The organism is Sphingomonas sp. H160509, assembly GCF_024124765.2.
Taxonomy (GTDB): domain Bacteria; phylum Pseudomonadota; class Alphaproteobacteria; order Sphingomonadales; family Sphingomonadaceae; genus Sphingomonas.
This window is the reverse complement of sequence record NZ_JAMXSR020000002.1, coordinates 125,413-150,170: the sequence shown is the minus strand read 5'-3', so window position 1 is coordinate 150,170 and position 24,758 is coordinate 125,413. Positions and strand designations below refer to the sequence as shown.

General features: G+C 59.6%; 30 protein-coding genes and 4 pseudogenes. 14 read left to right on the top strand and 20 right to left on the bottom strand.

The window, feature by feature from the left end; genetic code table 11:
• Nucleotides 1-261: 261 nt before the first annotated feature.
• Nucleotides 262-723, top strand: a complete 462-nt coding sequence (locus tag NHF48_RS02380) for a VOC family protein (RefSeq protein WP_253070085.1) — start codon at nt 262-264, stop codon at nt 721-723.
• A gap of 54 nt (nt 724-777) precedes the next feature.
• Here NHF48_RS02380 and NHF48_RS02375 read toward each other — a convergent pair.
• Together NHF48_RS02375 and NHF48_RS02370 are read right to left on the bottom strand one after the other, a co-directional pair.
• Nucleotides 778-1,482 (bottom strand): annotated as a pseudogene (locus NHF48_RS02375) (pyridoxine 5'-phosphate synthase); the annotation flags it as partial.
• A gap of 24 nt (nt 1,483-1,506) precedes the next feature.
• A protein-coding gene (locus NHF48_RS02370; RefSeq protein WP_253070083.1) for an IS630 family transposase occupies nt 1,507-2,453 on the bottom strand; the annotation gives its coding sequence in 2 pieces (ribosomal slippage) (nt 1,507-2,114 and nt 2,114-2,453; 948 coding nt in all).
• A gap of 570 nt (nt 2,454-3,023) precedes the next feature.
• On the opposite strand from NHF48_RS02370, the gene NHF48_RS02365 reads away from it, so the two are divergent.
• Nucleotides 3,024-3,437 carry a BLUF domain-containing protein gene (locus tag NHF48_RS02365; RefSeq protein WP_263816642.1) on the top strand — a complete coding sequence of 138 codons (414 nt, stop codon included), beginning with the start codon at nt 3,024-3,026 and terminating at the stop codon, nt 3,435-3,437.
• A 12-nt stretch (nt 3,438-3,449) separates the two neighbouring features.
• On the opposite strand, the gene NHF48_RS02360 is transcribed toward NHF48_RS02365, so the two are convergent.
• Entirely contained in the window at nt 3,450-4,211 is a 762-nt protein-coding gene (locus NHF48_RS02360) for a Crp/Fnr family transcriptional regulator (protein WP_253070082.1), read from the bottom strand.
• Nucleotides 4,212-4,456: 245 nt separating this feature from the next.
• Here NHF48_RS02360 and NHF48_RS25700 point away from each other — a divergent pair, with 245 nt between their 5' ends.
• Nucleotides 4,457-4,870 carry a cyclic nucleotide-binding domain-containing protein gene (locus NHF48_RS25700; RefSeq protein ID WP_446741104.1) on the top strand — a complete coding sequence of 138 codons (414 nt, stop codon included), beginning with the start codon at nt 4,457-4,459 and terminating at the stop codon, nt 4,868-4,870.
• Nucleotides 4,848-5,258, top strand: coding sequence for a helix-turn-helix domain-containing protein (locus NHF48_RS25695; protein WP_253070081.1), 411 nt, complete (start codon nt 4,848-4,850; stop codon nt 5,256-5,258). The genes NHF48_RS25700 and NHF48_RS25695 overlap by 23 nt, the downstream gene beginning before the upstream one ends.
• A gap of 185 nt (nt 5,259-5,443) precedes the next feature.
• On the opposite strand, the pseudogene istB reads toward NHF48_RS25695, so the two are convergent.
• Both istB and istA read right to left on the bottom strand, forming a co-directional pair.
• Nucleotides 5,444-6,185: pseudogene (istB, locus tag NHF48_RS02355) on the bottom strand (IS21-like element helper ATPase IstB).
• An 11-nt stretch (nt 6,186-6,196) separates the two neighbouring features.
• Nucleotides 6,197-7,727 (bottom strand): annotated as a pseudogene (gene istA, locus NHF48_RS02350) (IS21 family transposase).
• 173 nt (nt 7,728-7,900) lie between these two features.
• Here istA and NHF48_RS25690 point away from each other — a divergent pair.
• Nucleotides 7,901-8,272, top strand: a complete 372-nt coding sequence (locus NHF48_RS25690; RefSeq protein WP_446741103.1) for a DUF6894 family protein — start codon at nt 7,901-7,903, stop codon at nt 8,270-8,272.
• A 636-nt stretch (nt 8,273-8,908) separates the two neighbouring features.
• A complete protein-coding gene (locus tag NHF48_RS02345) occupies nt 8,909-9,328 on the top strand; it encodes a GNAT family N-acetyltransferase (protein WP_253070080.1) in 420 nt (139 codons plus the stop codon).
• 240 nt (nt 9,329-9,568) lie between these two features.
• On the opposite strand, the gene NHF48_RS02340 is transcribed toward NHF48_RS02345, so the two are convergent.
• The gene (locus NHF48_RS02340) at nt 9,569-10,999 is read right to left on the bottom strand and encodes an IS1182 family transposase (protein WP_253070079.1); all 1,431 of its coding nucleotides are present in this window, start codon (nt 10,997-10,999) and stop codon (nt 9,569-9,571) included.
• A gap of 575 nt (nt 11,000-11,574) precedes the next feature.
• On the opposite strand from NHF48_RS02340, the gene NHF48_RS02335 reads away from it, so the two are divergent.
• A complete protein-coding gene (locus NHF48_RS02335; protein WP_263816641.1) occupies nt 11,575-11,757 on the top strand; it encodes a hypothetical protein in 183 nt (60 codons plus the stop codon).
• Between the two features lie 109 nt (nt 11,758-11,866).
• A complete protein-coding gene (locus tag NHF48_RS02330; protein ID WP_253070077.1) occupies nt 11,867-12,070 on the top strand; it encodes a DUF5818 domain-containing protein in 204 nt (67 codons plus the stop codon).
• A 52-nt stretch (nt 12,071-12,122) separates the two neighbouring features.
• On the opposite strand, the gene NHF48_RS02325 is transcribed toward NHF48_RS02330, so the two are convergent.
• From NHF48_RS02325 to NHF48_RS02310, 4 genes are all read right to left on the bottom strand, one after another.
• Nucleotides 12,123-12,395 carry a hypothetical protein gene (locus NHF48_RS02325; RefSeq protein WP_253070076.1) on the bottom strand — a complete coding sequence of 91 codons (273 nt, stop codon included), beginning with the start codon at nt 12,393-12,395 and terminating at the stop codon, nt 12,123-12,125.
• A gap of 317 nt (nt 12,396-12,712) precedes the next feature.
• Complete coding sequence (locus tag NHF48_RS02320; protein WP_253070075.1) at nt 12,713-13,339, bottom strand: type II toxin-antitoxin system HipA family toxin; 627 nt, start codon at nt 13,337-13,339, stop codon at nt 12,713-12,715.
• A complete protein-coding gene (locus NHF48_RS02315; RefSeq protein WP_253070074.1) occupies nt 13,281-14,000 on the bottom strand; it encodes a hypothetical protein in 720 nt (239 codons plus the stop codon). The genes NHF48_RS02320 and NHF48_RS02315 overlap by 59 nt, the downstream gene beginning before the upstream one ends.
• Complete coding sequence (locus NHF48_RS02310; RefSeq protein WP_253070073.1) at nt 13,997-14,281, bottom strand: helix-turn-helix domain-containing protein; 285 nt, start codon at nt 14,279-14,281, stop codon at nt 13,997-13,999. The genes NHF48_RS02315 and NHF48_RS02310 overlap by 4 nt, the downstream gene beginning before the upstream one ends.
• A gap of 333 nt (nt 14,282-14,614) precedes the next feature.
• Between NHF48_RS02310 and NHF48_RS02305 the strand changes: the two genes are divergently transcribed.
• Nucleotides 14,615-14,821, top strand: coding sequence for a hypothetical protein (locus tag NHF48_RS02305; protein WP_253070072.1), 207 nt, complete (start codon nt 14,615-14,617; stop codon nt 14,819-14,821).
• Nucleotides 14,822-15,603: 782 nt separating this feature from the next.
• Here the strand turns inward: NHF48_RS02305 and NHF48_RS02300 are convergent.
• Nucleotides 15,604-15,891, bottom strand: coding sequence for a hypothetical protein (locus NHF48_RS02300; RefSeq protein WP_253070071.1), 288 nt, complete (start codon nt 15,889-15,891; stop codon nt 15,604-15,606).
• Nucleotides 15,892-15,894: 3 nt separating this feature from the next.
• On the bottom strand, nt 15,895-16,176 hold the full coding sequence (locus NHF48_RS02295) for a hypothetical protein (RefSeq protein ID WP_253072519.1): 282 nt from the start codon (nt 16,174-16,176) through the stop codon (nt 15,895-15,897).
• On the opposite strand from NHF48_RS02295, the pseudogene NHF48_RS02290 reads away from it, so the two are divergent.
• Nucleotides 16,121-16,255, top strand: a pseudogene (locus NHF48_RS02290) (type IV secretion system protein VirB10); the annotation flags it as partial. The gene NHF48_RS02295 and the pseudogene NHF48_RS02290 overlap by 56 nt on opposite strands.
• A 198-nt stretch (nt 16,256-16,453) precedes the next feature.
• Nucleotides 16,454-16,840: a hypothetical protein gene (locus NHF48_RS02285; protein ID WP_263817010.1), complete on the top strand. Its 387-nt coding sequence runs from the start codon at nt 16,454-16,456 to the stop codon at nt 16,838-16,840.
• A gap of 877 nt (nt 16,841-17,717) precedes the next feature.
• On the opposite strand, the gene NHF48_RS02280 is transcribed toward NHF48_RS02285, so the two are convergent.
• Nucleotides 17,718-18,059, bottom strand: a complete 342-nt coding sequence (locus tag NHF48_RS02280; RefSeq protein WP_156362102.1) for a hypothetical protein — start codon at nt 18,057-18,059, stop codon at nt 17,718-17,720.
• A 270-nt stretch (nt 18,060-18,329) separates the two neighbouring features.
• Here NHF48_RS02280 and NHF48_RS02275 point away from each other — a divergent pair, with 270 nt between their 5' ends.
• Both NHF48_RS02275 and NHF48_RS02270 read left to right on the top strand, forming a co-directional pair.
• Nucleotides 18,330-18,707 (top strand): hypothetical protein, encoded by a 378-nt coding sequence (locus NHF48_RS02275; RefSeq protein ID WP_253070070.1) that lies wholly within the window; start codon nt 18,330-18,332, stop codon nt 18,705-18,707.
• A gap of 381 nt (nt 18,708-19,088) precedes the next feature.
• A complete protein-coding gene (locus tag NHF48_RS02270; RefSeq protein ID WP_253070069.1) occupies nt 19,089-19,268 on the top strand; it encodes a hypothetical protein in 180 nt (59 codons plus the stop codon).
• Between the two features lie 90 nt (nt 19,269-19,358).
• On the opposite strand, the gene NHF48_RS02265 is transcribed toward NHF48_RS02270, so the two are convergent.
• Nucleotides 19,359-19,616, bottom strand: coding sequence for a hypothetical protein (locus NHF48_RS02265; RefSeq protein WP_156362105.1), 258 nt, complete (start codon nt 19,614-19,616; stop codon nt 19,359-19,361).
• Nucleotides 19,617-19,802: 186 nt separating this feature from the next.
• Here NHF48_RS02265 and NHF48_RS02260 point away from each other — a divergent pair, with 186 nt between their 5' ends.
• Nucleotides 19,803-20,624, top strand: a complete 822-nt coding sequence (locus NHF48_RS02260; protein WP_253070068.1) for a hypothetical protein — start codon at nt 19,803-19,805, stop codon at nt 20,622-20,624.
• 901 nt (nt 20,625-21,525) lie between these two features.
• Here the strand turns inward: NHF48_RS02260 and NHF48_RS02255 are convergent.
• The 6 genes from NHF48_RS02255 to NHF48_RS02230 all read right to left on the bottom strand — a co-directional run bounded on the left by NHF48_RS02255 (nt 21,526) and on the right by NHF48_RS02230 (nt 24,280).
• Nucleotides 21,526-21,681 carry a hypothetical protein gene (locus NHF48_RS02255; RefSeq protein WP_253070067.1) on the bottom strand — a complete coding sequence of 52 codons (156 nt, stop codon included), beginning with the start codon at nt 21,679-21,681 and terminating at the stop codon, nt 21,526-21,528.
• A gap of 28 nt (nt 21,682-21,709) precedes the next feature.
• A complete protein-coding gene (locus NHF48_RS02250) occupies nt 21,710-22,342 on the bottom strand; it encodes an SOS response-associated peptidase family protein (protein ID WP_342454713.1) in 633 nt (210 codons plus the stop codon).
• A 16-nt stretch (nt 22,343-22,358) separates the two neighbouring features.
• Nucleotides 22,359-22,505, bottom strand: coding sequence for a hypothetical protein (locus NHF48_RS02245; protein ID WP_253072518.1), 147 nt, complete (start codon nt 22,503-22,505; stop codon nt 22,359-22,361).
• Nucleotides 22,506-22,545: 40 nt separating this feature from the next.
• Complete coding sequence (locus NHF48_RS02240) at nt 22,546-22,716, bottom strand: Flp family type IVb pilin (RefSeq protein WP_056489358.1); 171 nt, start codon at nt 22,714-22,716, stop codon at nt 22,546-22,548.
• A gap of 384 nt (nt 22,717-23,100) precedes the next feature.
• Nucleotides 23,101-23,313: a hypothetical protein gene (locus NHF48_RS02235; protein ID WP_253070065.1), complete on the bottom strand. Its 213-nt coding sequence runs from the start codon at nt 23,311-23,313 to the stop codon at nt 23,101-23,103.
• A 397-nt stretch (nt 23,314-23,710) separates the two neighbouring features.
• Nucleotides 23,711-24,280, bottom strand: a complete 570-nt coding sequence (locus NHF48_RS02230) for a GAF domain-containing protein (protein ID WP_253070064.1) — start codon at nt 24,278-24,280, stop codon at nt 23,711-23,713.
• Between the last annotated feature and the right edge of the window lie 478 nt (nt 24,281-24,758).

Below are 24,758 nucleotides of genomic sequence, written 5' to 3'. Positions count from 1 at the left end.
GCGTTGGGTAACTGGCATATTTACACTCGCGTAATACGTTCTGTCTTCGTTCTGATGATACTCCTCTCGCCAGATCCAAACATTCCTATCCAACGATCGGATCGGGGAAAGCGCTCGACCTCTCGATTGCCCTTCCTATTCGAAGAGAGTCCAAAGTGTTAAAGGTGCACTATGAAAATCATGTTCGCCATGCTGCTGGCGTCGGTTGCAGCCGGGGCGCAGGCCCAGACAGCGTAAGCACGGCCCAGTGAGAGTGAAGCAATGAACGACGCCGCAAACGCAATTGCCGTGGACCACACAGGTTTCGCTGTATCGTCTTTGGACGAAGCCGTTCGGTTTTGGACGAGAGCGCTCGGTTTCACGCTGGAGCGGCAATCGGAGATGGGGGGCGACTTCCTGCATCAGGTGACAGGTGTCGATGATCCGAGTGTGAAAACGGCGATCGTCAGGGCGCCAGACGGCTACGTTGTCGAACTGTTGCAATATTCAAGAGGGCACCAGAACGGGGCGGTGCCTTCCAGCGCGGGATCGATCGGGGCGGCCCACCTGGGGCTGACCGTAAAGGATATTCATGCCGCTATTGCCCACGTCGAGGCAGCAGGATGGAAGGCCAAGGGTAGTCCGCTGCCTATCGCGGGTGGTCCCCGGAAGGGTACGTTGGTGGCATACGTTTCAGGCCCCGATCATATCACGATAGAGCTTATGCAATCGCCGGCCCGTTAATGAGCCTGCGGATGTTTTCCCGCTTCACCATCCAAATCGAGAATGGGAAGACGCCTAGCCGAGTGCCGCCTTGTAGGCCGCAACTGCTGGTCCGAACCCCATCACTAATGCGTCTGCCGTCAGTTCGTGACCGATGGACGCCTCGGCGATCGGCGGCATAGCGCTGATCAAATCAGGTAGATTGGTGAGGTTGAGGTCGTGACCGACGTTCACCCTCAGCCCGGCAACATGTACCGCCCGCGCTGCCAACGCTGCCGCCGCGAGAGTACGACTGGGACCATTGGCGCGATGCTCGGCTGCATAGGAGCCGGTGTAGATTTCCGCGCCATCAGCCCCGCTTTCGATGAGGCCGCGTACTGCCGTTGGGTCCGGATCAATGAACAGGATTACGCGTCCGCTGACCGCCTGGAATCGGGCGACGTCATTATAGATACGTATTGCTGCATCTCGATCGTCAAACTTCCAGCCCTCCTCCGATGTGAACGCGGAGGGAGGATCAGGAACGAGTGTGCATTGCTCAGGCCGCACAGCAGACACGATGCGGAATAGCCGATCATCGGGATAGCCCTCGATATTCAGTTCAAAGGTCGGTCTGAGTGGCTTCATCCACTCCGCGAGTGCCGATACGTCGTCATCACGGATATGGCGTTGGTCGGGGCGCGGATGCACTGTAATCCCGTCCGCGCCAGCCTCATGCGCAATGCGAGCAAAGGCCAGTAGATCGGGCACGCCTGTTCGCCGCGAGTTTCGCAGTAGGGCAACCTTGTTTAGAGCGGTTTCTGATCAGTCTGCATCATAGCCAGCGGCAGCGAAGTAGTTCGAGCATTCCTTTGGCGAGTAGAGGTCGACGATACGACCGATGGCGTCCCAGAGGCCGTGAATGGTGCGTTCGGCAGCCTTTCGCAGGTGCGCCTTCAGCTTGGAGAAGGCCATCTCGATCGGGTTGAAATCGGGGCTGTATGGCGGAAGGAACAGGAGGGCGGCACCTGCCTTTTCGATGGCGGTGCGTACGGTCGGGGCTTTGTGGCTCGACAGATTGTCCATGATGACGATGTCGCCGGGTGACAGTTCAGGCACAAGGACGCGGGCAACGTAGGTGGTGAAGGCGTCCCCATTCATCGGCCCGTCGAGCACCCAGGGTGCGATCATGCCGGAGCGACGCAGCCCGGCTGTGAAGGTGGTGGTCTTCCAATGTCCGTGCGGCACGCCAGCGCGCAGCCGCTCGCCACGTGGAGACCTGCCATAGCGACGCGCCATGTTGGTTGACGCCCAGGTTTCGTCGATGAAGACAAGTCGTTCGGGATCGAGATCGAGCTGGCTGTCGAACCACTCCTCGCGCCGCTTCAGGATGTCGGGGCGGTCCTGCTCGGTCGCGTGCGCCGTCTTTTTTTACGCGTGATCCCGCGGCGCGAGAAGAACCGCCATATCGTGCCGAGCGCAACCTCGGTGCCGTGGTCGGCCAGCAGCGCCTGCAACTCCGCCAGGGTGATGTCGGGTGTCGTCTCGACCGTACCCAGGATCAGGTCCGCATGCGCCTCGATCTTACCCGAACGCTGATCGCCACCCTGCTGCTGAGGCTCCGGCGTCCCGTGCTGCATCACGCGCTGCTGCCAGCGGATCGCGCTTGCCGCGCTGACACCGAACCGATCCGCCGCCTGTCTGCGCGACAGGCCACCCGCAATTGCCGCCACTACCCTGTTCCGAAGATCCGTTGATAATGCTCGTGCCATCCGTGCTGGCCTCCAGCACCAGCAAGGATTGTGAATCAGAAAAGCGCCTCGATGGGAATCCCCAATGATTCAGCAAGGTGAGAAACCGCTCTAGGTTCACACTTAGACGCACCATAAACACCGATCCCAAATCGCCTTTGAGACGGGAATTATGGCATGGAGCGGCCAATGGCGAGAGCAAGCCATGGGTTAAACGGCAGGGCAACCGCTGTTGCCTGCAATTCCCGTTTCACGATCCTTCTCGAGAAGGGCGTGATCGGCGAGAACGCCCACACTCGGACGTTCAGGCCGGCGATCCAAGTCCCGATAACGGTCGTTTGATAAGTATGGCCGTTTCCAATTTCTTCACCCTCGAGCGGCAATTTTCCTGCTTGTCAAATACGTCAACTTGGCAAGTGGGTACGACACATATGTTTGCGCGATACTTATAATCCAGATCGAGGACGCAATCAGAATCGACGCGATAACTCTGCTCTCGAATTGGAGGGCAATCCGATGCGACAAATCGTTTATGTGAGCCTGAGCAGCGTACCAGGTGACGGGGCCGACCTCTCTGGCATTCTGAACTAGTTGCGTCATAACAACGCTATAGACGGCATTACCGGTTTGCTCTGGTCCGATGGGAAACGCTTTCTTCAAGCTCTTGAAGGACCTCGAGTGAGCGTTGAAGCCTGCTTCGAGCGGATCAAACGTGATACCCGCCATTACTACCTGACGGTATTGTCCGACCAGCGCATCACGAGCCACGAGTTTGGCACGTGGAACATGGTGCACCGGCGTGCGAGGGAAGAAACTAGCCTATACGATGCCCAGGTACGACGGCTGCTACATCAAGCTTCGGATGGCGTCCGCGCGCACTTCATGGCTTTGATCAACACCACTCCGATACATCCCTCGCCTCATCAGATCGCGGTTACGAACCCTTCCACGATCATGGCGTGGTCACCTCAGACATTGGCGCCGCCGCCCGCGATAGCTCCCTAACGCGTTTTCAGACTAAATCAGATCGCCGACGCGACCCGCAACGGCGGGGTCATTCGCCTCAGTCCTGTCCAGGTGCAGGTACGCAGGGTTAAATTGCCCGAGCGATCTGAGGCGTGCCGGATCGGTTACGGTCAACGTCTTGTTCCGAAGCTCGATTGTGCCGTCCTCACGGAAGCGCTGCAACACGCGGTTAACGTGTGAGGCCGTCATGCCGGTAGCATCGGCAAGATCTGCCTGAGTGATTGGGAAGTCGATTGCGTTGGTGCTCGTCGCTCCGCTTACCCGGTAGCGGACCGGCATTTCGTACAGCAGATGAGCGACCCGTTCGCTGGAATCGCGCCGGCCCTGATCAATGATGCGCTCGCGGAGCACCCCCAGGTCCGTCATCGTCCCCCACCAGAGAGCGTCAGATATTGATGAGGTTTCACGCAAAAGCGTTTTCATCTCACTCGAGTGGATCATGGCTGTTGTGCTCGGGGTCAGCGTGCCAACTGCGTGATCCATCCTTTTCAGGATGAATATCTCGGCATCGCACAGGTCTCCTGGGACCAGAAATGCCATGATTTGGCGCTCGCCATCCGGCAGTAGCTTGTACCGGCATGCCAGCCCCGTCAGCAAAACATGGCAGTATTCCGAGTGCGCCCCGTCCGCGATCACGTCTTCTTGCGCCTGAAATACACGCTGTTTGAATGTGATGATGGCGTCAAGGCGAGCGCGCTCTCCGTCGGTAAATGACGTAAATTGCTCCATTTTCATTGCCCAGGGATTTTTCATTGCGTCCTCAATCCGTTGGGAGCGTACCGCATGCCTTGTCGGCCGCGGCATAGCCATGTTGGTAGAACGCACCGCACTCGATAATACCCGCTCATTCAGCACACATGTTCTGAGCAAACAAAGCCATGATAATATCAAGGCTTATGATCTAGCGCAGAGACTTGCAAAATAACGTGATTTACTCTGCGCATTGCAGGCAAATACCTACCCGCATGGGTTGCGCATCACCGCAACGGTGAAAATTTATGCCCCTGTCCTCGAAGGTGTATCTTGCGCCAGCTTTGCGCAAACTCGAACAACGTGCAGCTCTATCAGAGAATGATCGTGATGCATTTCACGCCCTTCCCTTTTTCGTAAAGACCTTGCATCCCAGCTCTTACATAATACGCGAGCAGGACCTTACCAAGAATTGCTACGTCCTACTTTCCGGTTTTGCATTTAGGAGTAAGCTCGTCGGAAATGGCGGACGTCAAATCCTGTCGATTCACATACCAGGCGATATGCTTGATCTTCAGCACGCTTTCCTAGGTGTGGCAGATCACAGCATTCAGATGTTAACCACTGGCGACGTGGCATATGTAGCAGCGGGGGGCGGTACAGGATCTCGCCTTTGCATTTCCTGCCATCGGCCGCGCAATGTGGCTCGAAACGCTGGTTGAAGCCTCGATATTTCGTGAGTGGATCGCCAATATTGGCAGACGTGACGCGAGAACGCGTGTTGCACACCTTCTGTGCGAAATTGCAGTACGCCTTAGGTCAGCAGGACTGATGACAGGAAACCGCTACGAACTGCCAATGACGCAGGAGCAGATTGGCGACGCGACGGGGCTTACCCCTGTGCACGTTAATCGCACGCTTCAGGCCCTCCGTAAGGACGGACTTATTACGAGGGACAGGCGGGCAGTCCAGATCGAGGATTGGAAGGCGCTTTCAGCGGTTGGCGATTTTGGTGCGGCATATATGCACGGAGATGATACCAAGACATCGATGCCAATCCCGAACGGCTCATTCGTACTCGCGCCTCAAGTAAACGGAGTTGCCGTGTAGGAGCAATTAGCCCTGCACATATTGGCATAGGCGAAATGGAACTGCCCGAACGCGCACCCCGCCTGCGGATTTCGATGATCGCGCGCAGCCATTCCGACATGATGGCGCGCAGCGTTCCGAGATGATCGCGATCAGTGGCGGTCACCCGGTCGACATGGATTTGGTGTCAGTTTCGTAAGGTAGGGTCAATCGCTGATGGATGCTTTGGTGCGCCGCAGGCTGTCACCTTCGAGTTCGACGCGGTGAGCGTTGTGAAGCAGGCGGTCCAGGATGGCGTCAGCATAGGTGGAATCACCGATGGCATGGTGCCACGACGCGGTCGGAAGCTGGCTGGTCACGATGGTCGACTTGCGGCCGTACCGATCTTCCAGGATCTCGAGCAGGTCATGCCTGGCCTGTGCATCCAGGGGCTGAAGACCCCAGTCGTCCAGGATGAGTAGTTCGACGCTGGCGAGGCTCTTGAGCCTGTTGGCGATGCGGCCGTCGCCGCGTGCCAGGGCAAGCTCGTCGAGCAGACGCGTGAAGCGCACGTAGAGGACCGAGCGGTTGTCGCGGCAGGCCTTGTGGCCGATGGCGCACGCGAGCCAGCTTTTGCCGATACCGGTCGGGCCGCAGATCGCCAGATTGTCGTGCGCGTCGATCCACTCGCCGCTCAACAGCGTTTCGAACAGCCGGCGCTCGAGACCGCGGGGGGCTCCGGTAGTCGACATCCTCAGGTGCGGCCTGGTGCCGCAACTTGGCGTATCGAAGGCGGGCGCTGAGCCTCTTGTCGTGCCGCCAGGTGGTTTCCCGGTCGAGCAGCAGGGCCAGCCACTCGGCATGGCTGAGCGTGGCGGTGCCGCCATGCTTGTCGAGTTCGGTGAAGGCTTTGGCCATGCCTTGCAGGCCGAGCGCCTGCAGCTGGTCGAGGGTGGGATGTATCAGCATGAGCTATCTCCTCAGTGGTAGTATTTGGGTCCGCGGATATTGGGGTGGTCGACGCTCACCTCTCCGGCCGAGCGGGGACGATGGAGCGGGTCTGCGTCGAGCTTCTTCTCAAGGATGGATTTGACGGCGCCGTATTTGCGCGCGCCGATCTCGAGGGCGCGTAGCGAAGCCGCGTCGACACGGACGGCGCCATACGCGCGCGCCAGCCGCACTATACCGAGACACGAGCGGTAGCCCTGCTCGGGATGTGGCCGGTCGCTCAGGATCATCTCGCACAGCATTCTGACCGACGGGCCAAGCCGTCCGGCTTCATCGAGCAGGCGCTCGACCGTCCAGTCGCCGTAGCGGCGATGGCTCGAGGGCATATGGTCGTTGATGGTAGTGTGATGGCCGTTGCCGGAGCCGCGCATGTGGGAGGCGACCCGCTCGCCCCTGAGGAAGATCTCGACGGTGCGCGCGGTCAGCCGCACCTCGACCTGCGCCCGGGCATGGCGGTAAGGCACCGAGTAGAATGCTTCGCCGCTTCGACGTGATAGTCGATGCCAACTTTGCAGCGGCGCCACTCTGCCAGGACGTATGGCTCAGCCGGCAATGCCTTCAGCAAGGGGCGGTCGATTTCCTCGAACAGCTCATGCCGCGACCGGCCGAACCGGCGCATGACGCGGGCGTTCAACGCGGTCATCATCTCGGCTATGGCGGCGCGTAGATCGTCTAGGGCCGTACCAGACCCGGTTACGAAGACGCCCAAACAGCCAGCGCTCGACGATGCCGACACAGGCTTCGACCTTGGCCTTATCTCGCGGCCGATACGGTCGCGCCGCGAGCACCGCCGTACCGTAGTGCGCGGCGAGCTCGGCATAGGTGCGGTTCACCTGCGGGTCGTAAAGGCACGCCTTGATGACCGCGACCTTGGCATTGTCGGGAATGAGAAGGCGAGCTGCGCCACCAAAGAAGTCAAAGGCTCTAACGTGCGCGTCCGTCCAGTCTGGCAGGGTCTCGGTCCAGGTCGGCCACGCAAACGACAGGCTCGAGGCGCCCATCACGGCCACGAAAAGATGAGCCTCGCGGATCTCGCCGGTCAGCCGGTCGACCACCACCGACACCGTGTCGCCAGCATAGTCGACGAACATCCGGTCGCCGCCCAGATGCGTCTGCCGCATCGTCACTGGAAGCCGTCCCCTCCCAGGCGCGGTAAAGCTCGCAGAACCGGGAATATCGGTAACCGTCGGGCTGAACCTCGATATATTCGTCCCACAGCACCTGGAGGGTGACGTGCTTGCGCTTCAGCTCGCGGTTCACGGCTGCCCAGTCCGGTTCGGGGCGATCGCGCTGCCCGCCTCTGGTCGCCGCCACACCGTAAAGCTCAGCTTCGAGCGCGGTGTCTGTCAGCCCGTCCGGCAACGGCCACTCCAGCTTCGATGCCCGGAAACGCTGAAGCATCACACGTACGCCTGTGCTGCCCACGCCCACCTGGCGCCCAACCTCCCGAGACGGCAGCTTGGCGTCGTACGTCAGTCTCAAAATCTCGCGCACCTTGCGCATCGCAATTCGCTCCGTCGGCATTGGCTGCTCCTCAAAAAGAAGCAGCCTGCGACGACCGGATCACACCACCAAAACATCCCGCATCTGATCGCCATCATGTCGGAACACTGATCGCGATGATGTCGGAATGCTGATCGCCATCATCTCGGAACGCTGATCGCGATTATCCCGGAATGCTGAGCGCGATGATCCCGGAATCCGCACCCCGCCATCTTACCGACTTGGATCAAAGTACGCAGACCTTTGCTCGGGTAGGCTCACGCGCACGACTTTGGAGTACGGGAATGGCGCTGTTCTTTTTTCATACCGAAACCGACCACCGAGTGACTGACACCGAGGGTACAGAGTTCCCCAGTTACATCGAAGCGCGGGCCGAAGGCATAAGAACGGCCGGCCAAATGATGCAGGATGTCCCAGAGATATTTTGGGGGTCACGCCCGTGGAGCGTCTCTGTAACAAACGCAGACGGCCTGATTATGTGGGAGATCCATCTTGATGGACAAACCTCTCCTGCCGGCCGATCACTAGAGCCTGCGTCAACATGAACCTGCCGGGTGGTTGTTTCCAGATGAACCGAGACGGTCCATCGGGGATATCACGCAATGCGGTTGCCGTTCTGAGCACGCTGTGGAGATGCGCTCCTACCAGCGGCTGAATTCCATCGTCAGCAACCGCTAAAGCGTCACTGATTATAGCGATTAGCCGTTCCAAGTGCTGGGCGGTCGTCTCGCCCTCAATCACAGCCTCATTGCCTTGATCATCCCGGCATACAGCGCAGCGCGACCTAAGTGCGCGATACGAGCGGTAACGTCCTCACAGCTTGCTGCCTGTTCTCTCGCCTTTTGCTCATTCCGAACAAGGTCATCCAAACGATCACGTTTTTCCACAGCGTAGCTCCCACTAAGCGGGAGCGCTCCAGCGTCTCTCAGTCGCCGCCGTGCCATTGGGAGTTGCGGTGATGACAAAATCTAACTGAAATCAAAACTGAAAGCTAATCGCGAATTTGCCTGCACGCAGACCATCGGGGGCCGTCCATCGCTCCCGACAAAGGTGCTCGAAAATCGATCGTTTGCGGGAAAGGTCGGTCAGTAGCTGTCGCGCAATGACGGTTGTTTAGCGCGTCGCGAACTGATCCCACGAGCCGCCATTGAAGTTCAAAGGCTGCACCGTATGATCACATGATGACCCTGAGCATTGTCATTCCCAACAACCCGTCGGATGCCGACCGCGAGGCGGTTCTTAAGCCACTTCTCGCCTACAACACGGCGCGTGCAGGCGATCCTCGCTTTCACCCCGTCGCCATTTTGCTGGCCGATGAGGCTGGCAATCACGTCGGCGGTCTATGGGGCAAATGTGCGTATGACTGGCTTTTCGTGGACCTTCTTGCCGTTCCGGAAGAGCATCGGGGCGAGAACCATGGAAGGACGCTCATGGAGCAGGCCGAGGAAATCGCGCGTGCCAACGGCTGCGTAGGAATTTGGCTCGACACTTACGAGTTTCAGGCGCGCGGTTTCTATGAGAAGTTAGGCTTTGAGGTATTCGGCACCCTCGACGACCATCCCGTTGGTCAGAAAAAGTTTTTCCTTCGCAAGCAATTCTGAAAAATGGCTTGCTGCGGTTCGCACCAATAGCGGATCGAGTAAACCACCAACCCTGCCATTCTCAAAACTACACGCAGACCGTGCGAGAACTCGCCGTCACATGAGCACGGACGTCTTTTGTTAAACGGTGGAGCTGGGCGCAAATATTTTTGAGTTACTGCCGTGGTGGCGCTCTGGTGGCGCTGTGGTGGCTTCAAGGGGAAGCCATTGAGCGCTGCGCAGCAGATTTGGCGAGCTTGATCAGGCCTGTACGGCCCTGATCAACCCCGGCACGCCGATGAGGGTAATGGCTCTTCTTAGATTGTAGGCGAGCGCGGTCAGACTGAACTCGGCGCGAACCTTCTCCAGCCCGCGCATCAGGAATGCGCCCTGGTTCATCCATTGCTTGATCGAGCCGAACGGGTGTTCGACCGTCTCGCGGCGAACGGCAAGAATATCAGGGCGCGCAACCAAGCGCGCCGCCATGCGGTCCAGCACCGCCTCGTTTTCCCAACGGTTGATGCGCCGCCAGCGACTGCTGGTACAGTTCAACTTGATTGCGCAGTCCGAACAGGCGGCGGGGTTGGAATATTGGATGTTGGCGTGGCCGCGCGTCACCGCGCGATAGCTGATGTCGAGGGTCCGGCCACCCGGGCAGTGGTACGCGTCCGCCTCGGCATCGTAACGAAAGAGATCCTTAGAGAAACGGCCATTGGCGATGGCGCTGCCCCGTCTCGGCCGGGCGACGAAGGGTGTGATACCATTCGCCTCGCATGCTTCGATGTCCTCGCCTTTGTAATAACCCATGTCGGCGACCACATCGATCTGCTCGACGTCTAGCGCGTCTTTCGCCGCCCCAGCAGTGGGTGCCAGCAGACCCATGTCGGTGCCGGCGTTGGTAACGTGCTGCTCGACGATCAGCTTGTGTTTCGCATCCACCGCTACCTGCGCGTTGTAGCCGACCGTGGTCTTTCGACCCGTGACCATCGCGCGCGCATCGGGGTCGGTTAGCGATATCTGGCTCTCGCCGCTGGCGTTCAGCTCGTGCAGCATCGCCTCCTGGGCCTGACGCCGCTCGCGCACCCTGGCGATCTTCGCGGCCAGTGCCCCGCTGCGGCCAGGCGCATGGCCATCCTCGCCGCGGTCGATGGCGTCCATCTCGGCAATATACCCCTCAAGCCGCTCGTCGGCCGCGGCAATATACCTGGCCAGCTTGTCACGGGAGAAGTTGCGTGCCGGGTTGTTCACCGCCTTCAGCCGCGTGCCGTCCACCGCCAGCAGCTCGCGCCCGAACAGGTCGAGCTTGCGGCATAGGACGACGAAGGCGCGGAACACTGCCTTGAAGGCGCTCCGGTTGTCGCGCCGAAAGTCAGCGATGGTCTTGTAGTCTGGCCGAAGCCCACGCAGCAGCCAGATCAGCTCGAGGTTGCGTGCCGCCTCGGCTTCCAGCCGTCGGCTCGACCGCACCCGGTTGAGATAGCCGTACAGGTACAGCTTGAGCATGTCGCCCGGGTCATAGCCTGGGCGCCCCGTCGCCTTCGGCCGCGACCGATGAAAACCGGCCTCGCCCAGATCGAGGTCATCAACGAACGCGTCTATGAACCGAACCGGACTATCCGCTGCCACATAATCCTCTACCGATGCCGGCAGCAGCAGCGCCTGGTCGCGCGCATGACCCTCGATATATGCCATGATTACAGCATACGCCCGTCAGCAACCTTGTGGAATCACCCAGCGAGTTTTCGCACGGTCTGCGATCCTCTGCGAGAACGCCAAACGGTCAAAATCGCCCATTTTCTCCCCTTTCTGGGGAACGTTGCCGTTGCCCGAGAACGGTCATCCGTTCAGCTACTCTCGTATTCTGCTCGCTCGTCCGACCAGCAGTCAGCGCCGTTTAGGTTGGCTCGCATCCGGGTGTCGAACTCATCAAAGACGACCTCATGGGGATAAAGCGGCAGACCCTTCGCCAGCGCTCGCTTTTCAAGCCCTCCCAAGGCCTGATGAAATGCCCAAAGGGCCAGTCGTCTCCCTGCGGAACTGCCTTCTCGTTCGCCTGATATATCTCGTTAGTGGCGTTCGGGTTGTCAGATACCCTCACGATTTGGGGCCACAGAGCCTTCGTGGCTTCGAAGAAGGCGCTCTTATCGATAGTCATGCTCGAACTACTTCGCTGCCGCTGGCTACGATGCAGACTGATCAGAAACCGCTCTAATGCCCCTGCTTCCGCCACGACGTTTATGATAGGAGACCACATGCTTAAGACAAGAATGAAGCGGGTCGCCGATCGCGACGATCACGCGGTGCGGCGCCTTGCCAAAATCGAAGCCTCTATCGCGAACCTTTCGAACGAGGATCTGCTCGATTTGGCTGACATCTTCAAAGCCGAGCCCCGCCCGCCAATCGGGGATATGGCGTTCGCGGACATGGCGCGTCGGAATATCAGTCTCTGAGCGCCCGTCGGGAACGGAGTAGCAGAATCCTATGCCCCACCGAGGCACATCGGTTACGCGGAGAATCTCCCGCAACTTTACACGATCATAATAAGGCGACGACGCAGCGATGGTAGCGATTGGCACCCGGATCAATGAGATAGGCACTCTGGTCCGCGATGGCGGGGCCTTCTATCTGCGCCGCGATGTCGGTGGGCGCTACGAGCTGGAACTGCACCGCACCCCCGTAGATCTGGTAGAAAAACGCGTACGGCTCATCGGCACATTGGTTGGCCTAGATCTGGTAAACGCTGACGGCGTTGGGCCAGCTTAGTGAGCCGGACATTTGTCCCGTTCAATCGTCAGCCACTTGCCGCAATTCCGATTCACCCTGACTCATTGCCGTTGCGCATAAACCACGAACAGCCATCATCCCAGCCATGGAACAGCGGATTATTCACGCCTGCGGTCATGAGCAGGGTCATTATCTTACCGGTTTTGACAGCCAACAGGAACGCAAAGCCAAATGGCTTGAGACAACTACCTGTCGAGACTGCTTCGTTGCGGAACAGCAGGCAGAGGAAGCCGCTGCGGCAGCGTTCAGCAGCGCTGCCATCTCCCACCTCGATCTTCCCCCGCTTGCCGGCACCGATCGGCAAATGAGCTGGGCGTCGACGATCAGAACCAAGCGGCTGGCAGCGCTAACCAATCCCGACAGCGACGCTAACTGTTACGCTTGCCTTCAGGTAACTGACGCCAAATGGTGGATCGATCACCGAGATTTGACGGACGTCAATCTCATGGCGGCAGCGGCGCAGGCGACCGACATCCCAGGCGTTACCGCTTAATCCGGATATGCCTCGGACGGCAATCGCTCACGTGGCCACCCGTTCCTGACCCGTTTCGCAAGTTCCACCAGATTCAGGCAATACGCTTCAGCTCGATAGCATATGGCTTGTTATAACATTGCTGTATCTCACGTCATTACCGCTCTTGCAGCATCGCGCTCCCGATGCTCGAAAGCGTCGGCGAAGCTATCAAGGTCAGCGCCGGTCATGCCAAGCGCACGTCCCTCGTCCTGCCAACCCGCGACGGCCTGCTCAATTTGCGACAGCATTTCCTTCGCGCGCGATTGTGTCAGGCGAAAGTAAGGTAGCACGGACATCAAAGCGTCGATCGTAGCTTCAGGGCCGACCTCTTCCGAGACCCAAGTTTTCAACTCGCGCAGCCTCTCCGGAAACGGATTGATGTCGAACGCTGGCGCCAGCCGCCACAGTCCCCTATCGACGTGCAGGAAGCCATGGTTCATTAGGTGATCATCGACGTTGGTGATCAGGATCGAGAAAGCGATCCTGCGCCATAGCTCCTCGATGTCGGCCGTGGGGGCGCTGCCATTTACCCGAAGCGCATCGACGATCTCGGTATAGGCATGCTCCTGCGCATCGCCGGGCTCCGCACCGATCATTGTCGCTGCCGATACGTACATGAGCCGCCCGCCCCCGGCGGGTCGATCGAACCGTCGGATCAGCGCGATCGCGTCACCATCACTGTCGATCAGTCGGGCGTCGGCTGCGTCGATTCCAGCGCGGCGAGCGAGCCGCATCGCCAGCACCTCCCCCCCGCGTCACCGAGCGCTCGTCGGCGACGCTCGGAAACTTGCCGATCGAAAGATGCCCCTCATTATCGACGACGGTACATTTCGGGCGGAGTCCGCCGAGCGAAGTGCCGCGACCGCGTAGATAGGCGAGATCGGCTGCGGTTTCGGTGTTGGTCTCGACCGCCCGACTAGCGGCCAGGAGATGACCCAGCTCGATCAACGGTGGCGTTGTCCGGCGACCATCTTCGGTCGCGCGCTGCGCTGTCCCTTGCTCGTCGACGAGACGCAGCGCGCCGACCCGGCTGACGTCGTCGACCGCCAACAGATAATCGAGTCCATTCAAAGCGCGTGCGTCGACCTCCTCGCCGCGGCGGCGGGCGTCCTGCCGTCGCTTGGCATGGTCTCGCTGGATGACGCGCTTACCCCATCCGTCGGGCTCGGTGTCGGCAATCGCTGCGTGGAAGACAGAGCCAACGCCGATCTTCCGGTGGAATTGTGGACCGGCAACGAGCGGCAGCGCGGGCTCGAGGGCGAAGCGGTTGGGCTCGGCCAGCCAGCCGGCATCATATTCGAAGCCTGCGCTCTCGCGGCTTCCCTGCTGATTATAGTGCAGCAACCCGACTCCGCGGGCTTCGTCGCCGATCTGGATGCCGATCGTCCGCCTCACAGAGAAACCGGCGGTTTGGGTCTGCGGACGCGCTGCGGCATGCGCTCCACGTCGAGCAACAGACCCTGCTCGTCGTTCCTGGCATCGAGGATCTCTCCAAGGCTCTCGCCAAAACCCAGAACGAAGAAGGTCATAGCGTATGTACCCAATGCGACGGTCGGATCGCCTTTTTCCAGCTTGAGATATGTGCTCTTGGCCACACCGATGCGTTCGGCCATCATGACCACCGTGAGGCTGCGCTTCTTGCGCGCCAGGGCGATATCGGCGCCCAGCTTCGACAAGCTACGCCGCACGCGGGGCGGGAGGGTGTCAGCGACAGTCGATCGCATCTAGCGTCTCATATAAGCGCCCATCAGGGCAATACGGTACGTTATACACGACCTTATGTCGCCAGTCGAGATAGCCGGTTCAAGGCGCATTGCCTGGGTTCGACAGGGGTGGATGCAATGCCTGCTTGGCGGCATCGACAGAACCGGTAATCTCACACAAAGCGTCGGCCGTGGCGGCTTGTTCTTCAGGTCGCCGGCACCGCGGAGCGTGGTACGTGCAAGTCAAATGGCGTGGGGCTATGTTGTTGGTCTACCGATTGGACCGAGCAACCTTCACGAGGCAGAATGAAAGCCCTAGACGCCCTGAAGGCTGCACCCCCTGAGGTGCGCGCAGCAGCGCTTGCCGTTCTCGATCAGGTGTCGGCGCCATTGACCGAGCGACAACTCGCCAGCGCCTTTCGCGCACATGGCATCGGGCTGCTCGATGCCAAACGCATGGCACAAGCCCTGCGCAAGCTCGATATCATCGCAGTCGCCCCTCGCGGCCCTTGAAGATCGAGGATTGTGGGCTTCGGACTGGCACGGACGCGCCCTGTCGGGCTACATTCGAAATCGCGCCCGAAACCAGACGCGAGAAGGTAGACGATCATGACGGAAGCGACCTGGGGTGAAAGCGCCAAGACCCCCCGAAATCAACTGGCGGATCAGCGCGTCCCTCGAGAACGTCCCACGTGGCGATAGCGACGTCGCCGAGGTCACCAACCTCGAGCGAGCGGTTCGCGACTGGCGCGAATTGGACCCCGAGCACCAAGCCGCGGCTGTCCTTACGGTTGAGCATCCTGTGCAGATCGATGGCGCCTCCAGCACGACCTTTGCCGGTGAAGGCATTGCAGCCCTGGCGGACCATCTCCCCTGCTTCCAGCTCACCCAAGGAGTAAGCCGGCATGGCCAATCCCAGCGTCCGTTTCGAGATGGGGGGACTATTACTGGGTTGCCGAACGCGCGAGCGTCGGTTTCACGGGTACCACCAACTTAGGGGTCGTTGAGTTCCTCATCACCAGCGAGGCCCTGACGCAGCTCCTCGATCCCGATCGCGATACGCTCGATTCCGAAACTGCCCTCGAGGTCTTCATCGAGTTTGAAAGCGACATTCACCGCATAACACGGCGCGAATTCGTCAAGCGGCTCGGCGGGGGAGCCCCCCGATCTTGCTGACTGCGGCCGACGTAGAGGCTTAGGTTAGGGGAGATGGCAGTGTCAGCGCGATCGACCCGTAGCATCCGACCGGCACCACCCTCGAGGTGCCACAGTCCACGATGCGGGCGGCATCGTTCTCACTGATCCAGCACTTCCTCATATCGGCCTGCACGGCGTAGCTGACGGACAATGCCGTTGAACGCAGCGGTCACTCCCTGTGCCCTGCCGATCTCATTCTCCTGGCGCGCTGCATCCCAATACAATTCGAGCGGCCAACGCTCCGGGCAGTGCGGCAGCAGGCACCGAAGTGCCAAGCGAACCTCCGCGCCGTCCACGCGTGCGTCCGAGCAGCGGGCAACGCCGCTCCGAAGGATATGGACCGATAGCGCGATGACGACACGCTGGTGGCGGGCGAGCTCCGCCATCGCTCAACGAAAGTCGTGCGATTTGAAGCGCACCCCGTCCTCAGGGTCCATGCCCTCGGCGTGCGGCGGCCAGTAACAGTTGCGCGGCTCCGGCTTCCACCCCGCATCACCCCGGTCAGGCGATCCGGCATGCTTGGCCCCATCGCCGCGGCCGGTCCGGTGAGGGAACGACATCTCGCCAACGCGGTGCAGCAGGTCGCCGGCAGCAGACAGCCTTGGCCGGGCCGGGTTGCCAGGCGGCGTCGATACCCAGTTCTGGGCACGTTTCGGCGTTGGGCTCGTCATCTCGGTGCTGGAAGATGCCTCGCAAATCGCCGGTCGAGCGGTTGCCAATGAGGGGAGCAACACCACGCAGGTTCCCGGACAAACCGGGCAGACCGTCCTTCAGCAAACAATGAACATCAAACCGATCTTGAAGAAGAGGCGAAGAAGATTTCGGACCAGCTCGGCAGCTACACGTTCAAGGCGCGCTCGCGCTCGATGGGAACATGGGGCGGCGGGGGGCGGCTCCACTTCAGATTTCGATCAGCGCCGGCCGCTGATGCTCCCTCAGGAAGTCGAGTTGCTGCCGGAGGACGATCTGATCGTTTTCCGGCGAGGCATGTACGCGACCTATGGAAAGAAGGTCCGCTACTATGCCGAGAAGAAGCTCTCGGCGCGGATCAAGATACCGGCCCCGGAGATGCCCCAGATCCGTGTCGACCCAGCCATCGCTGCCAACAGCCTTCGCGTGATCGAGGCTACGCAGGCCCCCGATGACGCCCATGCCGCCTCGTCGACACCAGGCGCCGCGCCGACGTCGGAATTCGTCGCAACCGGCGGAGCAACTGCAACGGGTGGGCGTGGATTGAACCAAGCCGCGATCATCGCTGCCTTGGCCGTTCCGACAAACGAGCGTGTCGCCAAGCTCTTCGAAGGCGTCCTCATGGTGCGAGGCAGACCTGCGTAACCAATGCGAAGCCGTCTCATCGATTTTAAAGTGGGAACGAGTGAGGTTGCTCCGAAGGGCGTTAAATGGGACAAAAGCGACCGAGGCGTGGGCCAAGAAACTTTCGTATCGAGAACGCTCCAAAAAGGGGAACAGCAAACGGTGGGGATCCCAGAAAGATGACCAACAGCATTCCCACAGCGATCCTCCAGGGACTGCTTTGGGAGTACTTGAGCCTCCCAAGGGACGGGAAGAGGGACAGAAGAAAGATTCCGTTACTATCGTAACGGGCGCCGTACCGTCGCCGATCGGTCCAAAAAAAAGCGTTGTTCGACGCTGGCGTTGCGCTGCTGGGAGCGGCTGGACTGTCCGCCTAGTCGGCACGAGCGCTGATCGCCAAGTGGTTCAACACTCACGGCGAAGAGGCGACGAACGCAGCGTTGCTCAGCGCTGCCGGCCGGGCCGAGCCAGTCTCGTGGATTGAGGCACGGTTGCGAACGAAGGTTGCGGCGCAGGACGAGGCCCGGGAGGCCAGTCGGTCAACCGCAGACCGCTACCGTCGAATGGCCATACCGGGTCCGCCAGCCGACCAGCGCAAGCTGGAGGAGCACGCGTGACCTTGGCCGCTAAATCGTGTTCAGGGGTTGTCGCCGGAGGTTCGGCGTTCGCCGTCCCCGCTGGGGCCGGACTCCGGGATATCTCCTCGGGCCCAGCGTCCCAGCATTTTCAGATAATCAGCTTGGTCGGAGGGAGAGCGGTTGATCGGATGCTCGTCGCTGTTCGAGCTGTTGCTGTCCGTTGGCATGCGCTGCTCCCCCAAATCCTTGATCGAAATCGCTCTTTTAGCTTAATTTTGATCTACTTTTTCAATCCTTACAATTACTTAAAGACTGGAAAGTCAGTCCTCGGGACCGCTCCGCGACGTGTCGAGATCGATATCCTCGCCGGGGTTGCCACCACCGGCCCCCGATCCGCTACCGTGCACTTCACCGGTTTTGTTGTCGATGTAGGCGCGCTTGCCAGCTTCCGGCGGGATGTCGCGACCGTCGGCAGGCTCGTCGGCTCCTGCGTTGTGAGCACCATCACGGTTCTGCAGGTGGCGTTCCGCCGCATGGTCCGCGCTGTCGTATTCGTCGCCGGAGTAGCCCTTGCCTTTGCCGAAGCCGTCAGCGGTTCGATCGGCATCGCCCGACTTGATGCTGACATTGTCGACGGGCTCGGGCACGTTCTTGTCGGTCATGATGATCTCCGTGGTTTGGAACCCGTCAACGCACGACGAGCCGTAAATCGGCAGGCGAGCGGTGCGCCCCCCGCGACATTCTCGAACAAAGGCAGGACTGAACTCATGAGCCGGGGAAATGACTGGTGCATTCTTCGAACCGGAGCGTCTCGTACGCTGCCGCTGGTCGCCTCGCTTCAGGCGGCCGGCTTCGACGTATGGAGTCCGGTGCAAACGCTGACCCGGCGCCGTGGCCCTGCCCGGGGTCGCGTTGAGTACGCAGCTCCGATCATGCCGACGTTTGTCTTCGCCCGTGCCGACCGCCGGCATGAGCTTGCGCAGATCGCCGCACAGCCGTTCTCGGAACATCCGAGTTTCTCAGTCTTCCGCTACCTTGGCGCGATCCCGACGATCGCCGACGCAGAGATCGCTGAAGCAAGGCGCGTCGAGGAGCGCGGCCAGCGCGCTGCTCGCATGGGTCATCGGAAGGCGTTCACGATCGGTCAGCCCGTCACGGTTACGGAGGGCCCCGGCGCCGGTTTGTCAGGCGAGGTTGTAAAGGACGGCGACGGCAAGTTCGTGCTGGTTGCGTTCGCCGGCATCAATATGAAGATTGGGTCTTGGCTGCTTGGAACGGATACGGTACAAGATACGCCTATTGCCGCATAAGCGGACCGCGATGATCGCAGCGGCATGCCACCGTCATCCCCTAAGCAGGAGTAGCGCTCCGAGCGATTGTCCTACGGTATGGAAGCGTTCATTGGTCGTTCGCTGAATATCGGCGCGTATTCTCGATTGTTGGCTCACCGAAGATCGATGCCTTGATACGACGTGAGCACATGCTTGCGGCTCCGATCCCAACCGAGGCAACCGCGGACGCGCCCCACACGTACTTCGCTGCGATGAGTAACATAGCGATCATAACCGACTCCCTCTGCTGCACTGCAACAATGGTCGAGACCTTGGCGAATACTAATCTTGTTCGGTGGGATGCCCGAAATACGGGCCACTTAGGTTCCAATCGCTGCAATCTTTGCAACGGAGGTTAACATGGCAGCGCCGCAATTGAACCTCACCACCGCTGACCACGTCGAGGCGATTGGCATGCGCGTTTTGCGTATTGCCGAGGACATGGCCTCAGGGTCACGTAATCAGGGGCACAGCGAGCGCCTGATCGAGCAGGCTGAGCAGGCAGCGATTGACCTTCGGGCTGCTGTGCGAGGGAGGTGACCCTACCGCCCGTCTACACCGCAGCTGCGGCGTGACGGGCTATCGGATCAGACTTTTATACGTCCGCCAGTCTGGCGGTTAAGCGGCACATCAGTCGTGGCAACGGATGTGGTGGCGCAGCTTGTAGTCATTGCAATGCCAGGGATACGCGCTTTGCGGCAGGTTACGCCGTACGCGGGTATTGTGGTTGCCATACCGGCCGCTCTGACCGTGCGCATTGCGGTAGGCGCCGCGATCGCGCTGGTTGTATTCACCGGACCGGTCATAGTGGCGTTGCGCATCCGCAACCGACGGGACGGTAACACTAGCGGCCATCATTGCCAGGGCGGCTAAACCTGTGAGCTTCATCGTACCAACTCCGGCCCGGTGATCGGGCGAAGACGGAACTACGACGGCGAAACAAGCCTTTTGCTGAACCAACCTGTAGGCCTTCGTACATCTTCCAGCCTGCTTGAGCGATGATGCCAAGCAGGCTGCGCTGTAACTGCGCTTGGTTGTTTGCAGACGGTGATCCGTAGAACGGGAGGCATAATGATGCCCGTCGACCCACTGCCCGCACTAGTCATGCTCCCCCGCAATCAATGGACACTGCTCCCGCTTAATGAGGAACAGATCGGCGTTGGCATTTTCAGCCGAGGCGGCGCTCTCTACCTTCAGCGATGGTCAATCCACGACTTTCCGAATGAGTTCTTCGGTATCAAAGATCTCGAAAACGCCGGCATTTTTGAGGTTTACATGCGCGCCGTCGAGAAGCTGATACGTGGTGCCCCCTCTGTGCCGAGAGATGCTGCCATCCAAAGCTCGGAACTCGATCATGGCGGGCAGGCGTCGCGGCCGGAAGGCTATACGCTCTTCCTGACGACGCAGTCCGATCAGCCGCCACAAGGCGTGTTCAAGAGCGAGCTCAAGGAATATCGCGGCATTCGAGACGGCACGGTCAACGCGCCCACCAAACTGCCGGTGCTCTACGAGTTTCCGCCCGAGATGATCGCGGCGGAAGAACATATCGACCCGACGAACTTCTACATCACCAAGCCTGCAACCGATCTGCTAAAGTCGCTCGACGATCTTGAAAAGGTGACGATCCCGGCGGTCAACGCCGCAGTCGCGCAGGCCGACGCCCGGATCACGGCAGCAGCCGTGGAGGCCGCAGCAGCAGTCGCCGAAGCCAATGCGCAGATCGCCGCAGCCAATGGCCGGGTGACGGCGGCGCAGGCCACGCTCGACCAGGCAGTAACGGATCTGAACGCGGAGATCTCGCGTGCGCAGGGCAAAGACGAGCAGCTGTCTCAGCGCATCGATGCGCTGATCGTCGAAGGTAGCAGCCGCTTCTGCGGCGTATCGGGCAACCCGTGAAGCTGATGGGGCGCGGCTGTTCATATCGTCTGCATGGTAAGCTGCGCAGCGTGGCGTTGCGTCGATCGTCGCGTTGACGGCTTCATGTGCCAGCTTGTTGAGTAAGATCGCCCGCGCGCTAGACGGTGCAGCGCGTACGAGCCTAGCGAGCGGACGAGGTTAACCGAGCGGCCGGGCTCGAGCTCCGGTCCATCACATGGCCTCCCTGCCAGCAATTTCATTGGTAAGAACTTAATGCAGCGTAACTTGTAAGGAAGTGACCAGCTCCTCAATGCCTGCTGGGCGGCGACCGCCATCTCTCGAAACGCAGTCTTTCACGTAGCGCCTGCCTGATCCTACGGCGTCCGGTCCTCGACGCGCTCCATACGACTTTCCCACATATACGCTGCGACATGCTCGATCACGGCATCTTCATCATTGCTCACGCAGAGCCTGCACCGTGCAGACATATCAAATCCTTGCAAGTTTGTTCCCGTTGCGTTCCATAAGGTAATGCACCGGCAAACGCGAATCACGGTCGACTTGGCGGTCCAGATCCTTCGGGATACGTTGGCGGAAACGTCGAACGGTCGCGTCGACACCGTGCCGGTTCGCCTGGCGTTGCGCTGCCTATGGGCCCACTGCCCTGAGCGCTGGCCGCTCGTAATGTTCTGGGAGGGCGCACAGCAAGAGCATGAAATTGGGCGCAGCGAGAGTGTGACGGCATCGTTTAACGGGATCGTTCGTCAGCTGCGCCGATCCGGCGCCTATTCTGGGTGAACGCCTCAACCTATGATCCGGCTATCGGCGCTCTATTGGAAGATATTGCATAACAAGCCACGGCAGGGAGAGCAAAAACGCTGCGATTATTATGATCGCGACCCAGTCTGCGACTCGTACGATGTTCAGCTTCATGTTGTTCCTACTGACGCACCGCGTTTGTGATGGCATCGACCGCAGGAGCGACCCGGCACCAGACCTCAACCGCTACGTTATCGTCGATGACATCGCCCAGCTGCGAGATGATGTAGTCGGTCGTAAGCGTCCCATGCTCGGCGACAATCGTGCCGGGCTTCAACCATACGCCGCGCTCGCTTATTCCCAGGTCACACATTCGCACGACTTTTCCGAGTAGGGAAAACGGGACCACGGACGCGCATCTGATCAGCCGGGTAAGGCCGCTGCAGAGCGACGACATCCTCGTATCTGCCGGACAGCCACTGCGCGTGGTCGGCCGGCTTGAGTATCGTAATCATAGCCTTCGGGTGGATATGTGCTACCAGTTCATTCGGATTGCACGTCACCATCGCAAAGTATCGTTCGTTGCCAATCTGGCCCCAGAACCCAGCGATCGCGAACACATCTTGATCGAGAACGTCGAACCACATCTTGCCCTTGAGCGGCTTCTTGCCGTCGCTCTGGTCGATAGGCTGCGGGGTCCATTCGCAGAACTCCGTCAACGGGATCAGGCAACGGTTCTCTGGCTTCGCGGCAAGTGCCTTCCACTGCGGCAGCGCTAGGTTGCGGACGTTCGTCATGGGCCACGGAGCGGCACCCGCTGTGATGTCCCAGTTCATCACATCAAGACCGCGCTCGCCGTCCTTCTCCCGCACGACGTAGGCCCGACTTTTCGGGTAAAGCTCCTGGGGATTGAAGCGGTTGTCTATCGGCTTTGGGGTAAGCCATCGTGCCCCGAACCGCTCCGTTATCGTCTCAGGTTCGCCGCTGAAGCGCGCGATTACACATCGGACCGCCTCACTCGCCGAGATTTCGTCGCTTGAACTCCGCGAGCAAGGCGTCCGCCTCTGGATTGCCGGGTTCGCCGTTTGTCCGTTCGTACGCGGCGAGCACTTCGGCATCAGGCATCGCCTTTACCTGCTCAAAATGCGTGCATTCGATCATATGCACAGCCTATGCGCGGCCGGCCGATTCGGGCAAACGCTCAGCTGGCCTTCATGTTCGACGCCGCGTTGTTGAACGTCTTGGTCAGGCTAGAGCCCAAGCCCTGCATGGCAGCGATGGCAGCAACGGCAATAAGTGCGGCAATCAAGCCGTACTCAATAGCCGTGGCTCCGCGAGAGTCTCGAAAAAGTGCAGTTAGATATTGACGCATAATCGTTCCTTCCTCCGCGTTGGTGGACCATAACTGTTAAGATTGAATTTGCGCGGGGTGGCCTCGCCTACTCGCAGCGTACTTTTCAGCCAGGTTTTGCGATGCGGCCAAGCGACGATTTCGTCATCGAGGCTTCGACGCGCCGTTGCGGGGTAATTGTGAAAAGTACAACGCCTAAGCGTTCATCCCAAAGCGGCTTACTGCGGGCAAGCAAATAGGATTTGATCGATAGCTCTCGCAATGCGCTGCCAATCATCACTAGCGCAGGGATCAGATAAGATATCGCCAAGAGAATGCAGAACGGCGCTCGGCGCCGCATGCCCATGCGCCTGGACGATCTCAGCGGCCTTCAACCAGACCTCCCGTTCCGACATCTGCGGACCGCTAGCCAAGGATTACGACCTTTAATTCCTCGCTGGCTCCGTCCTTGAAGTGAACCAGTACACGGTTCGCTAGGACGTCGACCAGCACCTTGAGGATGCGGCCGCGCTCACTGCGAACCTGGACGATCACGTTCGGACCGAGGTCATGCTCGAACACATCGACATCCTTCGTATGATCTACCGCGATTGTGTGGACGATCTTACGGACCGTCATATGTCAAGGTTACGCCGCGCGATCTCGGCCAGTAGATCATCTACGACACGGGTCCCGGGCTCCCTATCTGTTCGCTGATACTCTTCCAGTAGGCTTCGATCGTCGAGGAACTCGATAACGTCGACATGGAGAGGCGGATTCGTCATTTACCTAGCCTATGCGCGGTAGACCGATTCGGGCAAATTATCTGCGCCTATAAGCGGAACGGCGCACGCCTGATGCTCGCGCGCCGTCCCTGTCCGTTGCAAGGTTCCAGGAAACCGTTGGCGGCGTATATTCGCAATATCTGCTATGACCGCTTAATCTAGTCCGTACGAACCGACGACTGCTGCAAGAGAGCATAGACGAACTCACCACCTCGATTGTCGGCCTAGACTTCCCGACGTCCAAGCGAGCATCACAGGCACACCCTTTGCGTGGCGGCATTGAATGCTTGGCCGCCAGAGCCATAAGATCGCCTGCTTATGTCATGGAGAGTTGCTTCTGCTTCCCTCTGAAGGTCGATTATTCGTGTTTTGACATCGTCTGAAATAATTTGACGGGCTTTTGCATCGAATGCGCACAGCGCTCCGAGTACAGTACCGTACTCGTCACGTAGAGGTGCACCAATATAGAATTGAATACCTTGGGCTGTATCCACGAACGGGTTGCCCGCGAAACGCTCCTCCGCACCAGTGTCCGGAATTATAGTCAGTTGGTCTGGGTACAGAATGGCATGGGCGCAGAACGATTTCGACCGACTATATACGCCAGCTTGGAAACCAACTGCCGACAGAACATATGATGAGTCTTGATGGACTATGGTAATGGCAGAAGATTTGACCTTCAGCGTGGCCCGAAGATCGTTTAATATTGGACGGAGCCTGTCCGCATGCGGATTGTTAATGAGCCTGCTTCTCGCAATGGCTTCTTCGCGTTCTCGTTCATTTTCTGGTTTATCCGCCATGGTATAGAACGAGAACGACATTTTGTGTCCTGCACTTATTTGCTAAAGCGAGCAGAGAGGTAGCCGAAGCATTCTTTTTGCCCAGTGTAACGCGATAAAGTGCATTTACTAACAAAGGGTTAGCCCAGATACGCCGATAGCTACCGCATGCCATTGCCGAGCGCTATCGAGCCATGCCTGCGCCAACCGCTTTTTAAACCGGCGACGGTGGAGGAAGACGAGGGTACGGCTGTGATGCGCGGTATGCATGCGAACGGAGCCTTTATCCTGATGCGTTCAGAGGCGGGTTACCTGCCCTGCCCGACCCAATCCCTCATGTTCTAAAGCCCCAGCCTCCCCGCCAACTGCGGCCGGGGCAGCGACCGGTGTGCGATCACCGCGCCTTCGACACGGATGACGACGGGCCGGAATTCGGGGCCTAGTCAGACCCATTCCGTGCCCGGTTCGAGCGACGGAGGTGCTAGCTGCTTTACCGCGGCGCTGGCCCCCTTAATAAGGA

Coding starts and splice junctions, on each gene's coding strand:
- NHF48_RS02380 (WP_253070085.1), top strand. CDS start 262: ATGAACGACGCCGCAAACGCAATTGCCGTGGACCACACAGGTTTCGCT.
- NHF48_RS02360 (WP_253070082.1), bottom strand. CDS start 4,211: ATGAAAAATCCCTGGGCAATGAAAATGGAGCAATTTACGTCATTTACC.
- NHF48_RS25700 (WP_446741104.1), top strand. CDS start 4,457: ATGCCCCTGTCCTCGAAGGTGTATCTTGCGCCAGCTTTGCGCAAACTC.
- NHF48_RS25695 (WP_253070081.1), top strand. CDS start 4,848: ATGTGGCTCGAAACGCTGGTTGAAGCCTCGATATTTCGTGAGTGGATC.
- NHF48_RS25690 (WP_446741103.1), top strand. CDS start 7,901: ATGCTGAGCGCGATGATCCCGGAATCCGCACCCCGCCATCTTACCGAC.
- NHF48_RS02345 (WP_253070080.1), top strand. CDS start 8,909: ATGACCCTGAGCATTGTCATTCCCAACAACCCGTCGGATGCCGACCGC.
- NHF48_RS02340 (WP_253070079.1), bottom strand. CDS start 10,999: ATGGCATATATCGAGGGTCATGCGCGCGACCAGGCGCTGCTGCTGCCG.
- NHF48_RS02335 (WP_263816641.1), top strand. CDS start 11,575: ATGAAGCGGGTCGCCGATCGCGACGATCACGCGGTGCGGCGCCTTGCC.
- NHF48_RS02330 (WP_253070077.1), top strand. CDS start 11,867: ATGGTAGCGATTGGCACCCGGATCAATGAGATAGGCACTCTGGTCCGC.
- NHF48_RS02320 (WP_253070075.1), bottom strand. CDS start 13,339: ATGCGGCTCGCTCGCCGCGCTGGAATCGACGCAGCCGACGCCCGACTG.
- NHF48_RS02305 (WP_253070072.1), top strand. CDS start 14,615: ATGAAAGCCCTAGACGCCCTGAAGGCTGCACCCCCTGAGGTGCGCGCA.
- NHF48_RS02300 (WP_253070071.1), bottom strand. CDS start 15,891: ATGGCGGAGCTCGCCCGCCACCAGCGTGTCGTCATCGCGCTATCGGTC.
- NHF48_RS02295 (WP_253072519.1), bottom strand. CDS start 16,176: ATGACGAGCCCAACGCCGAAACGTGCCCAGAACTGGGTATCGACGCCG.
- NHF48_RS02280 (WP_156362102.1), bottom strand. CDS start 18,059: ATGACCGACAAGAACGTGCCCGAGCCCGTCGACAATGTCAGCATCAAG.
- NHF48_RS02275 (WP_253070070.1), top strand. CDS start 18,330: ATGCCGACGTTTGTCTTCGCCCGTGCCGACCGCCGGCATGAGCTTGCG.
- NHF48_RS02270 (WP_253070069.1), top strand. CDS start 19,089: ATGGCAGCGCCGCAATTGAACCTCACCACCGCTGACCACGTCGAGGCG.
- NHF48_RS02265 (WP_156362105.1), bottom strand. CDS start 19,616: ATGAAGCTCACAGGTTTAGCCGCCCTGGCAATGATGGCCGCTAGTGTT.
- NHF48_RS02260 (WP_253070068.1), top strand. CDS start 19,803: ATGCCCGTCGACCCACTGCCCGCACTAGTCATGCTCCCCCGCAATCAA.
- NHF48_RS02245 (WP_253072518.1), bottom strand. CDS start 22,505: ATGATCGAATGCACGCATTTTGAGCAGGTAAAGGCGATGCCTGATGCC.
- NHF48_RS02240 (WP_056489358.1), bottom strand. CDS start 22,716: ATGCGTCAATATCTAACTGCACTTTTTCGAGACTCTCGCGGAGCCACG.
- NHF48_RS02235 (WP_253070065.1), bottom strand. CDS start 23,313: ATGACGGTCCGTAAGATCGTCCACACAATCGCGGTAGATCATACGAAG.
- NHF48_RS02230 (WP_253070064.1), bottom strand. CDS start 24,280: ATGTCGTTCTCGTTCTATACCATGGCGGATAAACCAGAAAATGAACGA.